Here is a 12,272-nt window from a genome sequence, read left to right as displayed (position 1 = left end):
TTTTTTTAGACGAATGCTTTTCAGAAGAAGTTTTAATAAAGAGACAATGTTCGCAGGCTTCTTTGTCCAGAGTCGTAGCTTTTTCAAAAGGAAGAGGGGAAGCAATCTGGTAAGTATAACGGTTTACTAAACGGTTTCCGATTATCTTGAGAGGTTAAGCGAGGATAGAAAGGCAAGGAGAGTGCTTTTTAAGAAGTGGGAAGAAACCACTTCTTTTTTTGCACCAAGCATTGGGTAGCCGCACTTGGCAGCATCGAATTGGTTTTCTGCGTGTTTACACCCTTAGAAAGCAATGGTATATTTATTTGATAAGTAAATAAAATTATTTTTTTTCTGTGTGTAACGAAGACTGACTAAGGAGACTTCCCTATGAAACCAATTCGGCGAACACTGTACCAAAGTGCTTTATACGTAGCTATTCCTTTGATCGTGAGTCTGCTGATTGGCTACTTAGCCAAATGCTCACTCCTGATTCCTGCATCCATTATTTACGGCGTTCTTTTGGTGTTTATGATCCCTTCCGACAGCTTTTTATCAAGCAGCGTGGACTACCAAACGAAAAGCATGAATCCAAGTTTTCGTCCTCCGCCATTAAAGAGAAGGATCGAAGGTGCGCCAGAAACGATCAATTTCCTCTTCGTTTTAACGGCACTGGTTTTGTGTTTGCTGCTCTTGTTGGTTGGGTAAAGGGAATTAATAGAAATTAAGTACTAAGAAGAATGTCGAAAAGAAAAGGAGAACAGCGATGAAATTACTCAAGCAAATTAATTTAATGGATGATAAAAAAACAATAAAGAGATTGAATCTCGCGGCGATCCCTAGTTTTATTTTTTTCTATGTGTTCTTTACACTCTTTGTCTTAGGTGGTCATAGATCAAATGCTGAAACTTCGTTTATTTTCGATCTTTTGATCTTAGTGGTTGCGTATTTTATTCTCATCATTATTCATGAATTGATCCATGGTGCCTTCTTCAAGCTTTTTGACCCTAAAGGGAAGGTAAAGTTTGGGTTCAAAAATGGGGTAGCATATGCCACGAGTCCCCATTCCTTTTATTCAAAAGGGAAATTTGCCATCATTTTATTGGCGCCATTCCTTGGCATTTCTGTGGGTCTCTTTCTATTTTATTTATTTGGCTGGTTGACGGCATCTCTTTTCACCTTGATTGCTGCCGCACATGCCGCTTCTTGTGTGGGAGACTTTTACTTTCTTTTTCTGATTGTTAAAGCACCAGCGAACAGTTGTGTAGAAGATACTGAAGTGGGGCTGAATATTTATCAAGGAGAGTAGTTTCTTTTTCAATTGATCTTGGCAAAATCAAAGAGCAAGAAAATGTATGTTAGAAAATCTCTTACAAAAAAACAAACACCTCAAAAGTGTTTGTTTTTTTGTAGGACTGTTTATAAATAACGTATATAGCAAGAAGACTGTTCGGCCGACAAAAAGAAAATTTATTTTAAACGACCGTTTTCTTACTAGCGCTTTACCGATACAACGGCAAGCTGCCAGCGACTTTATTGATACTCTTTTTCTTGCCTTTTAAACAAAGACCAAAATAAGCCAGTGTTTCTGTGGGAATCGTCTCAAGCGTCTGACGGTATTGCTCGTAAGAATTGGTGATCTGAGCAACGTCGGAAAAATCAATGATGGTTACTTCTGGATCAGCTTGCTGACTGATCGATTCACGAATGGTCTGCAACTGCTCCTTGTTCGTTTTTAAGATAGGAATGGGAAAGTTGACAATGCCAAGGTGTTTTCTGCCTGTCGAATCGTAAATATCTTCTCCGATTCCTTCGGGAAACAATTTGCCCAAGGTTGCGCCTAAAATTGCAGCAGTATTTGCAACTAAGCCAATCGGTAATTGTTCATCGATAATCATGACACATTTTTCTTGGTTATTCATACGTTCTCACTCCATCTTCTTGGTAAATTGTTTGGTAAGCTTTCGGGGTGACCCCAATCAAGCTTTTAAAGATACGGGTAAAATGACTTTGGTCACTAAAACCTGTCAGAAAAGCGACTTCTGCAATTGCTTCTTGTGATTCTAGTCTTTTCTTGGCAGCACTGATGCGCACCGTACTTAAATATTGAAACGGCGACAGCCCATACGCTTTGGTAAATTGCCGAATCAAGACGTACTGATTCATTCCAAGAACGTCACTTAATTCACTCAAGGACAATTTTTCGGCATAATGTTGATCGATATAGGCTTTTGCCGCTGCGGCTTTATTTGAAACCGGATCTGTTTGTTCGTGGGTGAAATCCGCATACTGAACAAGCAGGTCGTGAAGGAGACAAGTAAAGCGTTCTTGTTTCTCAAATTCATCGCCCTGATCTGACAGCAACAGCTGGTGCACCGCATGGAATTCCTCTTTTTCTTTTACTTGACAAATGACTGGTTCAGGAAAGTGGGGTGTCAATTGAGTGTTAAAAATTTTTTGTACTTGTACCGCCATGTTCTCTGGGGTTAAGTGGATATTGCGGTAAACCAGTTTCTCTTCCGTGAGTTGCTGGCAGCTATGGGCAGCTTTTGGTGGAATCAAAATCAAATCGCCCGCTTCAACAATATAGCAAGTATTCTGACAGGTGAATTTGCGCGTACCAGCTTCCATTAAGCCAATCACGTAATATTCATGCCAATGGTTAGGAAACTCTTGCTGGATACCGTTAAACAATAAGGCCTCTACACCAAGGGTGCTATCTTGAATAATTTGTCGTTCGTTTCTCATCTGAAACCTCCTTTTTGTAACTATAACAAAAGTGTTTTTTGGCGAATAGAACGATATTGACTTTTTGACTATTTTTTTGATGGAAGACACTTGATTGGGACTGAGAAAAAAGGCTGGAGGAGGTCGGGAATGAGCGGATCAGGCTTGAAGAGAGAACAGCGACATATTTTGACGATTCTATGGAATGAATCAAAGCAAATGAACCATGCGCCGTGAAAAAAATAATGATAAATCCTTGGCATTTGGAAGTTTCTTTGATGGAAGTATGGTACCATTTGACTGCAGTAAAGTTTGTGACGGTGGCTATCTTTGAAAGGTGGTGGTGCTTATGAATGTAAGTACTAACTCTTCAGAAAGGAGAAGCCTTTTTGTCCGCAGCGGAAGCAATCGGGCTAATGATCAGTTTTGGTACATTTACCGCCATGCTGATCTTTGGTATCCTAGCCGCAGTGAAAAATGACAAAAAAAATAACCGTCGACTTTAACAGGGAAACGGTTATCTTCTAAGTTTAAAAACCTGTCGCCGTCTTAAATGGCGCTGCAGGGGAGTTGTGGCAACAACTCCTCTTTACATAGTTAGTATAGCAAGAAGAGAGTGATTTTTCAACTTTTAACAAGGATATTCTCAAACAAAATCGACAAGCGACATAGGAAAAACCTTATTCTCAATTGGAATAAGGTGTTCGATGTAGTCATTTTTGAAAAGTGTTCGAACATCTAAAAACGAATGCAATGTTTAAAGAAAAGGGAAGCATTATTATCGAAACTAGCGGCTAATAAGTTCCAGATAAATTCTGGTACATTTATTGCCGTGCTGCTCTTTCGTATCCTAGCCACAGTGAAAAATAACAAAAAAATAACCGTCGACTTTAGCAAGGAAACGGTTATTTTTTTACTAATAAAACCCTGTCGCCTTCTTAAAAGGTGCTAGAAAGGAGTTGTGGCAACAGGTTTCTTCTATACAGATCACTATCGATCATATTCGTGAATGCTGATCTACCAATCGCTCGAGATCGTAGGAAAAACCGTTTTGCTTACTTAGTTCCTTGTAAAACAAGCCACTTTTCTTTATTGTACGTTTCTGTGTGGCTAAATCTAAAGAAACTAAGCCGTAGCGGTTTTTATATGCATTGATCCATGACCAACAATCAATGAATGTCCATAGATGATACCCTTTTATATTACAGCCATCTTGAATTGCTTTCCATAAATAGGCGAGATGATCTTGGATAAATTCAATGCGATAGTCATCAATCACCTGTCCATTTTCATCCATGAACCGTTCTTCATTAGCAACACCCATACCGTTTTCTGAGATAAAGGATTCAATATTTCCATAGTTATTTTTGATGTCCATACATAAATCATAAATTCCTTTTTCATAGATTTCCCATCCACGATATTCATTCATTCGACGACCAGGCATAATATGCGGTTCAAAGAACCATTCTGGTAAGAATGGACTTTCTAAATTAACGGCAGAAGTTCTTGCTTTGACACGGCGTGGTTCATAGTAGTTTAGACCAAGTATCTGCGCGGTATTCTCTTCAATAATTTTTAGGTCTGTGTCATTGAAATCAACGGGTAATTGGTCATATTCCTCCAGCAAAGAGACTAGTTTTTCTGGAAATACTCCTTTGACCATGGGATCTAAGAAACTACGAGTATAAAAAAGATCCGCAATTTCTGCTGCTTTTTTATCTGCTGAATTTTGGCTTCTTGGGAAAGTCGGACTCAAATTGAGAATTACTCCGATTTTGCTAGATAGCTGGTATTTTTTAAAAGTTTGAATGGCTTTTGCATGGGCTAATATGGTAAAGAACGCTGCTTGAGCACCACGTTTAAAATCAATGAGATTTGGATAGTGAAAATCTTCTAAATAAGAGCCCAAGATTGGCCCCAAAGGTTCGTTAAAGGTGAACCAATGATAAACTAAGTCGCCAAACGCTAGAAAACAGGTATCAGCAAAATTTACATAAGCTTCAACAACTTCACGTGATTCCCATCCCCCTTTATCTTGTAATTTTGCTGGCATGTCAAAATGATAGAGATTCGCAAAAACTTTGATATTATTATTTTTCATTTCGGTAAAAAGATCTCGATAATAGGCTATCGCTTTCTCGTTCGCTTTACCAACCCCATCATTTGGAAACATTCGTGCCCATGAGATAGACACCCGAAATGAATTGTGCCCGGTTTGTTTCATCAATTGAATATCTTCGTGGTAACGATGGATATGGTCTGTCGTAATACTAGGTCCAATTCGTTTATAAAAACGATGAGGTTCTTCGTGAAACCACCGATCCCATACGGTCTCTGCTTTTCCTGTTTCTCCACGCCCTTCAGATTGTTCTGCTGACCAAGCGGATCCCCACCAAAAGTCATCTGGAAATGTTAACTGAGTATGTATTGACATTATCGTTTCCTCCTGTTCGTTTTTAACAGTGTAACATTGCTTTTGATATAAATAAATACTTTTTATTAAAAATATATATCTTTTTTATGGTGGGTATGGTTTTAGCTGTAAAAAGACAATTTTTATGTTAAAGTATAAGTAATAGAGATGAGTATGAGGGAGTAAGTTATGAAGAAACAGCCAAAATATATGGAGGTTTATACGGAGGTAAAGAAAAAAATTGCCAATGGAACCTATCAAATCGGTGAAAAATTACCTACGGGCGATGAACTTGCGCATGAGTATCAAACAAGTAAGCTCACTGTGAAGAAAGGTATTGATATGCTAGTATCAGAGGGGGTTTTACGAACACGTAGTGGATTTGGAACGGAAGTTCTACGCAGACCAATTGATAATTCGAAAGTGTTTGGACCAAATGAAGGTCTTTTTGATTTAGTAGGGGAAGAACATGTGACTTCTGAAATCCATACGTTCTCAATTGAGTTGCCATCGAATGAAGTTGCAGAAATTTTAGAAATAAATCAAAAAGAGTATGTCTATAATATTATTAGAAGTCGTTTTATTGATGAACAGCCTTATTCTATTGAGCAAACGTTTATGCCACTTTCTGTTATACCGGGGTTAGAACCAAAGCATTTGAAACGTTCTGTATATGGCTACATTACAAATGAGCTTGGTCTAGAGATTAAATCTTCCCATATTTGGATCAAAGGGGATGTGGCAAATGATTTCGATGCGGAAATTCTTTCTGTAAAACCAGGCGAGTTTATGATAGAGGTAGACAAAGTGGTGTCATTGTCTTCTGGTATACCGTTTGAATATTCTCTTTCGAGACATTTATACAAAGATTTTATTTTTGAAGCAGTTTTTGTTGAGAAGTGAAGACTAACGAATTTCGTTGGTCTTTTTTTGACTTTCAAAAAAAGATATATAATTTTAAATAAAGATATTTACTTTTTAGAAGAGCTGGTGTATGATCATCCCATAAGCAATCGCTTACAACTAAAAAAGGAGACTGATTGGAATTATGAGTAAAAAAGATGCTATTTTTGAAAAGTTCGGAATAATAGCCACAAGGTTAGGGAACCAGATTCATCTTCGAACACTAAGGGATGCTTTCGCCACTTTTATGCCTTTTATGATGTTGGCGGGATTTGTTACATTGATCAACTATGTTATTTTAGAGCCAACAGGATTTATGGGAAATATTATTGATCCAGCAACATTAACGACGATTCAAGAGATCGGGACTTCCATCAGTAATGGAACGCTAAGTATAACGACACTATTAGTTGTTGCGGCAGTTTCTTATCATATGTGTGTTAGCAGAAATTATACAAATCATATTGCTGCTGTTCTAGTCGCTATTTCAACGTTTATTGTTCTCACCCCTATGATGACGATGTTTACACCAGAAGGAAGTCAAGAAGCGCTGGAAGTAGGTGGGGTTATTCCTGTCACTCATACTGGTGCGTCAGGAATGTTCGTTGGAATTTTTGTGGGCTTAGCTGCTACGGAACTCTTTATTAAGTTATCTAATAATAAAAAGTTACAAATTCAATTGTCAGGAAATATCCCTCCAGCTGTGTTGAAGTCTTTTAACGTCCTTATTCCAATCATGATTACTGTGACTACCTTCGCAATTGGTTCATTTGCTGTCAATCAATTATTCAATATGGATGTTAATTCGTTGATTACTACTCTAATCACTGGGCCTTTAAGTAGGGTAACGACAGGTTTACCAGGGTTCCTCTTAATTACCTCAATTGCAAATCTCTTTTTTGGGTTTGGAATTCATCAAGCAGTGATATCAGGTTCACTTCTCGATCCGTTCTTGATTCAAAATATGCAAGAGAATATGGCTGCTTATGCGAATAGAGAAGATATTCCACATATCATAAACATGGCATTTAAAGATACGTTTGCTGTTATGGGAGGATCAGGAAATACTATTGCTTTGCTAATTGCTATTTTTATCTTTAGTCGTCGTAAAGATTACAAAGACTTTGCAAAATTATCCGTAACTCCAGCACTTTTTAATATCAGTGAACCAATCATTTTTGGTTTACCAATTGTTTTCAATATTAGTTTGATTATTCCATTTGTATTGGCGCCGATTTTTTCCCTAACAGTTGCATATTTTGCGACAGCTGTTGGTTTGATCAATCATGTAGTCGTGCAGATACCTTGGACCACTCCTCCCGTCATATCTGGATTTTTAGCAACTGGTGGCGATTGGCGAGCATCAGTCTTACAAATTGCGATCATTGCTGTGAGTGTTTTTATCTACTTACCATTTTTACGTATCGATGAAAAAGTTACCTCAACAATAGGAAATGAAGAGGCAAATGATTGAGAAGAGGAAACTTCACAAGATTTTTTGAAGTCGTCTCAAACCAAAGGTAAGTGAAACAAATAAACTGAACAAATCTATATAACAAAAAGAGACCACATAGATGTATGTGAGTCTCTTTTTTTGTGGAAATATCGGTCGGTGAACTTGTGTTTAGACGGAAAGAATTACCTGAAGAATTTATTAGCAAGAATTTTTTTATACAAATCTATTGAGTTTCCATTCTATTTCTCACGGTTTTGGCTAACTTTTCAATAATATACATTGCCGGTATCTGGGTTGTAATATCAGCTTCATTAATTTTTTCTAGCGAAATATTATAGGTTATTGAAATATCAGCTAATTTAGAAAGTGTTGAATTAGAGCTACTGGTAATTCCTATTACTGAGCTTTCTGATAGATTCAAATGATTTAAATATTGAATGATTTCTGTGGTCTCGCCGGAAACGGATAAAGCGACGATACACATTTTTTTTGCTAACTCAGTGGATAGGTAATTAATAGGATAATTACTAGGATCTTCAATGCGAATCGCCATGTTAAATAGTGACGAGAAATAAAGAGAACCATATTCAGCAACAACATTTGAGGAGCCTACGCCAATAAAAATAATCAGCTCTTTTTCCATCAATAAGTGAACTGCCTCATCAAATTTATCTTCAAAGAATTTGTCTTGTGTTCGTGCTAAAAAATTCAAGAGTTCACTCTCAAAATCAAGTGTTTTTACCTCTTTTTCTTCTTTAAGAGATTCGAGATACGCACTAAGGTAAATTTTAAATTCAGAAAAACCGGTACAGCGAAATTTTTTACAAAAGCGTAATACGCTGGCAGTACTCGTATGACTTTTCTCAGCTAATTCTCGAATACTCATGGAAGCAACTGCATTTACCTCTGAAATAATTGCTTTATATACCTCAATATCCGTTTCATTTAAGTCTGGTTGATAGTCAAGAAACAACATAGTAATCCCCTCCTGTTACAAATTGTAACAGGATTGTAACCGGTGTCAATCGCCTGTTTTTGTAACCGTTTACTTAAAAGCGGTATTTAAGGGGATAAAAATAATCTATACTGACCATGTAGTTAAGTTAAAGGAGTGTTTCAGGATGAATAAAGGAATAAAAATTGCAACAATTGGCGGTGGATCAAGTTATACACCAGAATTGATAGAAGGATTTATTAAACGATATGCTGAATTACCGATTTCAGAATTATGGCTTGTGGATATTGAACAAGGAAGAGAGAAATTAGAAATAGTTGGGGAACTTGCTAAACGTATGGTAAAAAAAGCGAACCTTCCAATGAAAATTTATATGACTCTTGATCGTGAAGCGGCATTAAAGGATGCGGACTTCGTTACGACGCAATTTCGTGTAGGTCTTTTGGAAGCGCGAGCGAAAGACGAGAGAATTCCTTTAACATATGACACGATTGGACAAGAAACGAATGGTCCAGGAGGGCTTTTTAAAGGATTACGCACGATTCCTGTTATCTTAGAAATAGTGAAAGATATGGAGCGCCTTTGCCCAGAAGCATGGCTGATCAACTTCACTAATCCAGCTGGTATGGTGACAGAAGCTGTCTTACGCCATAGCAATATGCGTAGAGTAGTAGGTTTGTGTAATGGACCAATTGGAATAGAACGTGGCATTGCAGAAACATTAAAAGTACCCAAACAAGAATTATATGTTGAATTTACTGGGCTAAATCATATGGTTTTTGCGAAAAAGATTTATCATAAAGGGATTGATGTGACCCAAAAAGTACTTACATTGATGACGCAAGATACTGGCGATGCAGTTGGTCTGAAAAACATTGCTGATTTAGAATGGGAACCAAATTTTTTCCGAACACTTGGCATGATTCCCATAGGCTATTTAAGGTATTACTATCAAACAGCTACTATGTTGTCTGAGCAAAAACGATCAGCAGAGAAAGAAGGAACTCGTGCAGAAGTTGTGCAGAAAATCGAACATGAGTTGTTTGAACTTTATAAAGATGAACATCTAGCAATCAAACCACCTCAATTGTCAGAACGTGGGGGCGCTTATTATAGTGAAGCAGCATGTAATTTAATTAATTCCATCTATAATGACAAACGTGATATTCAAACGGTCAATACAAGAAATAATGGTGCCATCAATGATATCGATTGTGATTCAGCGGTTGAAGTAAATTGTTTGATTACAAAACAAGGACCGATCCCTTTGACTACAGGTGAATTACCTATTCCTATCAAAGGACTAGTTCAACAAATTAAGTCTTTTGAACGTATAGTGGCCCAAGCAGCTGTTACGGGAGACTATAACACTGCTTTATTAGCGATGACGATCAATCCCTTAGTTCCAAGTGATAGGACAGCAAAGCAACTACTTGATGAAATGCTTTTAGCACACAAAGAATATCTGCCGAATTTTTTTAAAGGAGAATGACAATGAAAGTAAAATACTATGTTGAGGCAAATTACCAGGAAGTCAGTAAGATCTGTGCAAAACTCATTTTAGATGTCTTGAAAGAAAAGCCAAATGGGTTATATTGCTTTGCAGGTGGTGATACACCCGTAGGAACGCTTAACATCATTGCAGAAGCAGCAATCAATAAAGAAATAGATTTATCCCAGGCAAAGTTTATTGAACTAGATGAATGGGTTGGAATCGATCCGAAAAATGAAGGCAGTTGTATATCTTATTTGAAAAGAAACTTATTCAATCGGGTTCCTATTGACCTAAAGCAACTTCACACATTTGATCCTTTAGCCGATGATTTAAATGAGGAATGCAAAAAAGCTGATAAATTTATCGAGGAGAATGGAGGATTAACACTGAGTTTGCTTGGGGTTGGAGTAAATGGGCACTTAGGTTTTAATGAGCCTGGTTCGTCCTTCGAAGATAAAGCTCATATAGTGAACTTAGACGAATCAACCCAAAGTGTTGGGAAAAAATATTTTTCAGATGAGAAAGTTGATCGTACGAAAGGAATTACGTTAGGGATAGGACAATTATTACAATCTGGAACAATGATCGTACAAGCTAGTGGGGCAAAAAAGAAATCTGCGATACAACAATTTCTATGCGGTACGATTACAAAAGAGTGTCCAGTTACTTCTCTATGGTTGCACAAAGATCCTGTATTGGTGGTTGATAAGGAAGTCGTGAACTAAAAGGAGGAAAAAAGATGCGGGTCATTGAGAATAAGGTATTGCCTATATTGCTGAAAATAGGCAATAGTAAACACTTAGTTGCTATAAGAAATGGGATTTCCATGACGATTCCTTTTACTATTGTTGGAAGTATCTTCCTAATCATTGGTAACTTTCCAATACAGTCATGGATGGATTTTGTGTCAAATTGGGGGCCGCAGTTGAATGCACCAGTCAATGTTACGTTCGGAATCCTTGGACTGATATCTGCCATTGGTATAGGCTATCATTTAGGAAAAGAGTTTGGTGTTGATGCTATTTCTAATTCGATGCTCACAACTATCGGCTTTTTTCTAGCAACATTAAACGATGACTGGACGATAAATTTGGCTAATTTTGGTGCTAGTGGTATGTTTACCGCGATCATTGTTGGGGTCTTTGTTACTCATGCTTTTAAATGGTTTGTCACTCACAATATTGTAATAAAAATGCCAGAGGGTGTGCCGCCCACTGTAGCAACCTCTTTTGCAACGTTAATCCCAGGGGCATTTATTCTGACCGTTATATGGATCGTCAGAACTTTATTAGGGGTTGATATCAATGAAATCATTACTATTGTTTTCCAACCTTTAATGCAAGGGATGGGAACACTCCCAGGCATGCTGTTATACACACTTCTCGTTTGTTTGCTATGGATATGTGGAATCCACGGAGACAATGTTTTGTCTGGAATTGCGACCCCTGTTTTCCTAAGTTATCTTGCTGATAATACGGCAGCTTTTCAAAGTGGTGCAGAAGTACCTCATGTTTTTGCCGATGGATTTTGGATTGTCTTTATGTGTTTAGGCGGAACTGGAGCAACACTCGGTCTAGTGTTAAATATGCTCCATTCCAGAAGTAAGATGTATAAGTCGATTGGACGATTATCTTTGCCGTCAGCTATTTTTTGTATCAATGAACCGGTTATTTTTGGTTTGCCTATTGTGATGAATCCTGTAATGCTTATTCCGTTTATAGCAACGCCTATGGTCCTATGTATCGGTACGTATATCTTAATGAATATTGGTATAGTGGGACCGATTGTTATTCAAGTTCCATGGACTATTCCTCCTATTATTGGTCCTTATTTAGCTACTAATGGTAGTATTGGAGCAGCCGTTTGGTCTTTTGTATCGATTTTCATTTCATATTTTATTTATATGCCATTTTTCAAAATATTGGAAAAGCAGCAAGTGAAAAATGAAACCGCAGAGGCGCAAGAAACGGGAACAACGATTCCTGTGAGTATAAGTGAGTAGATAGAAGAAGCCTATTTTCCATCATTCATTAAGATAAGTATTTTTAGGTATTAGAAAATAACTTTAAAAAAGTATATTGGAAAAAAGACGATTGTCCTTCATGATTCTGATAGTTTCAATAATAAAACAACAAATAGCATCATTATCTAAGCGAATCAGTAAATGATTCGCTTTTTTTAATGTTGTATTTTTTATCATTTGCTTCTATCAATAAAACCTTCTCGAATACTTTATTGGATGTTATGGTAATCCTTGAAATCTCCTCTTCGGTCCATCGTTTAAAAAAAACGGAGTTTCAGTTGTACCGATAAATGATGGCGATTTCATTTTGTGCAAGCT

At 37.3% G+C, this 12,272-nt stretch carries 12 protein-coding genes; 8 read left to right on the top strand and 4 right to left on the bottom strand.

The window, feature by feature from the left end; genetic code table 11:
• The first annotated feature begins 369 nt into the window (after positions 1-369).
• Both IAE45_RS10715 and IAE45_RS10710 read left to right on the top strand, forming a co-directional pair.
• On the top strand, positions 370-687 hold the full coding sequence (locus IAE45_RS10715) for a hypothetical protein (protein ID WP_008377898.1): 318 nt from the start codon (positions 370-372) through the stop codon (positions 685-687).
• Positions 688-745: 58 nt separating this feature from the next.
• A complete protein-coding gene (locus IAE45_RS10710) occupies positions 746-1,288 on the top strand; it encodes a DUF3267 domain-containing protein (RefSeq protein WP_200126133.1) in 543 nt (180 codons plus the stop codon).
• A gap of 193 nt (positions 1,289-1,481) precedes the next feature.
• On the opposite strand, the gene IAE45_RS10705 is transcribed toward IAE45_RS10710, so the two are convergent.
• A complete protein-coding gene (locus IAE45_RS10705; RefSeq protein WP_086372605.1) occupies positions 1,482-1,901 on the bottom strand; it encodes a DUF2000 domain-containing protein in 420 nt (139 codons plus the stop codon).
• Positions 1,894-2,727: a helix-turn-helix domain-containing protein gene (locus IAE45_RS10700; RefSeq protein WP_200126132.1), complete on the bottom strand. Its 834-nt coding sequence runs from the start codon at positions 2,725-2,727 to the stop codon at positions 1,894-1,896. Before IAE45_RS10700 ends, IAE45_RS10705 begins: the two co-directional genes overlap by 8 nt.
• A gap of 368 nt (positions 2,728-3,095) precedes the next feature.
• Here IAE45_RS10700 and IAE45_RS10695 point away from each other — a divergent pair, with 368 nt between their 5' ends.
• Positions 3,096-3,212: a putative holin-like toxin gene (locus IAE45_RS10695; RefSeq protein WP_233619015.1), complete on the top strand. Its 117-nt coding sequence runs from the start codon at positions 3,096-3,098 to the stop codon at positions 3,210-3,212.
• A 491-nt stretch (positions 3,213-3,703) separates the two neighbouring features.
• Here the strand turns inward: IAE45_RS10695 and IAE45_RS10690 are convergent, their stop codons facing one another.
• On the bottom strand, positions 3,704-5,143 hold the full coding sequence (locus IAE45_RS10690; RefSeq protein ID WP_200126130.1) for a glycoside hydrolase family 1 protein: 1,440 nt from the start codon (positions 5,141-5,143) through the stop codon (positions 3,704-3,706).
• 168 nt (positions 5,144-5,311) lie between these two features.
• On the opposite strand from IAE45_RS10690, the gene IAE45_RS10685 reads away from it, so the two are divergent.
• Entirely contained in the window at positions 5,312-6,025 is a 714-nt protein-coding gene (locus IAE45_RS10685) for a GntR family transcriptional regulator (RefSeq protein ID WP_016611336.1), read from the top strand.
• Positions 6,026-6,170: 145 nt separating this feature from the next.
• Positions 6,171-7,499, top strand: coding sequence for a PTS sugar transporter subunit IIC (locus tag IAE45_RS10680; protein ID WP_005227522.1), 1,329 nt, complete (start codon positions 6,171-6,173; stop codon positions 7,497-7,499).
• Between the two features lie 205 nt (positions 7,500-7,704).
• On the opposite strand, the gene IAE45_RS10675 is transcribed toward IAE45_RS10680, so the two are convergent.
• Positions 7,705-8,457 (bottom strand): MurR/RpiR family transcriptional regulator, encoded by a 753-nt coding sequence (locus IAE45_RS10675; RefSeq protein ID WP_005232077.1) that lies wholly within the window; start codon positions 8,455-8,457, stop codon positions 7,705-7,707.
• A 145-nt stretch (positions 8,458-8,602) separates the two neighbouring features.
• Between IAE45_RS10675 and IAE45_RS10670 the strand changes: the two genes are divergently transcribed.
• Genes IAE45_RS10670 through IAE45_RS10660 form a run of 3 tightly spaced genes read left to right on the top strand, consistent with a single transcriptional unit; the run spans position 8,603 to position 11,933 of the window.
• Positions 8,603-9,928: a 6-phospho-beta-glucosidase gene (locus tag IAE45_RS10670; protein WP_200126128.1), complete on the top strand. Its 1,326-nt coding sequence runs from the start codon at positions 8,603-8,605 to the stop codon at positions 9,926-9,928.
• A gap of 2 nt (positions 9,929-9,930) precedes the next feature.
• Positions 9,931-10,656, top strand: a complete 726-nt coding sequence (locus IAE45_RS10665) for a glucosamine-6-phosphate deaminase (protein WP_008377914.1) — start codon at positions 9,931-9,933, stop codon at positions 10,654-10,656.
• 14 nt (positions 10,657-10,670) lie between these two features.
• Positions 10,671-11,933, top strand: a complete 1,263-nt coding sequence (locus IAE45_RS10660; protein ID WP_200126126.1) for a PTS sugar transporter subunit IIC — start codon at positions 10,671-10,673, stop codon at positions 11,931-11,933.
• Positions 11,934-12,272 lie beyond the last annotated feature (339 nt).

The sequence above is a fragment of the Enterococcus sp. S53 genome (genome assembly GCF_016516865.1).
Classification (GTDB): Bacteria; Bacillota; Bacilli; order Lactobacillales; family Enterococcaceae; genus Enterococcus_D; species Enterococcus_D innesii.
Note: the sequence above shows the minus strand (reverse complement) of the source record. Positions and strands in the feature narration are given on the sequence as shown.

What these genes read in the sequence shown, in the direction of transcription:
- IAE45_RS10680 (WP_005227522.1), top strand. Translation starts at nt 6,171, where the DNA reads ATGAGTAAAAAAGATGCTATTTTTGAAAAGTTCGGAATAATAGCCACA.
- IAE45_RS10715 (WP_008377898.1), top strand. Translation starts at nt 370, where the DNA reads ATGAAACCAATTCGGCGAACACTGTACCAAAGTGCTTTATACGTAGCT.
- IAE45_RS10665 (WP_008377914.1), top strand. Translation starts at nt 9,931, where the DNA reads ATGAAAGTAAAATACTATGTTGAGGCAAATTACCAGGAAGTCAGTAAG.
- IAE45_RS10660 (WP_200126126.1), top strand. Translation starts at nt 10,671, where the DNA reads ATGCGGGTCATTGAGAATAAGGTATTGCCTATATTGCTGAAAATAGGC.
- IAE45_RS10705 (WP_086372605.1), bottom strand. Translation starts at nt 1,901, where the DNA reads ATGAATAACCAAGAAAAATGTGTCATGATTATCGATGAACAATTACCG.
- IAE45_RS10700 (WP_200126132.1), bottom strand. Translation starts at nt 2,727, where the DNA reads ATGAGAAACGAACGACAAATTATTCAAGATAGCACCCTTGGTGTAGAG.
- IAE45_RS10690 (WP_200126130.1), bottom strand. Translation starts at nt 5,143, where the DNA reads ATGTCAATACATACTCAGTTAACATTTCCAGATGACTTTTGGTGGGGA.
- IAE45_RS10670 (WP_200126128.1), top strand. Translation starts at nt 8,603, where the DNA reads ATGAATAAAGGAATAAAAATTGCAACAATTGGCGGTGGATCAAGTTAT.
- IAE45_RS10710 (WP_200126133.1), top strand. Translation starts at nt 746, where the DNA reads ATGAAATTACTCAAGCAAATTAATTTAATGGATGATAAAAAAACAATA.
- IAE45_RS10675 (WP_005232077.1), bottom strand. Translation starts at nt 8,457, where the DNA reads ATGTTGTTTCTTGACTATCAACCAGACTTAAATGAAACGGATATTGAG.
- IAE45_RS10685 (WP_016611336.1), top strand. Translation starts at nt 5,312, where the DNA reads ATGAAGAAACAGCCAAAATATATGGAGGTTTATACGGAGGTAAAGAAA.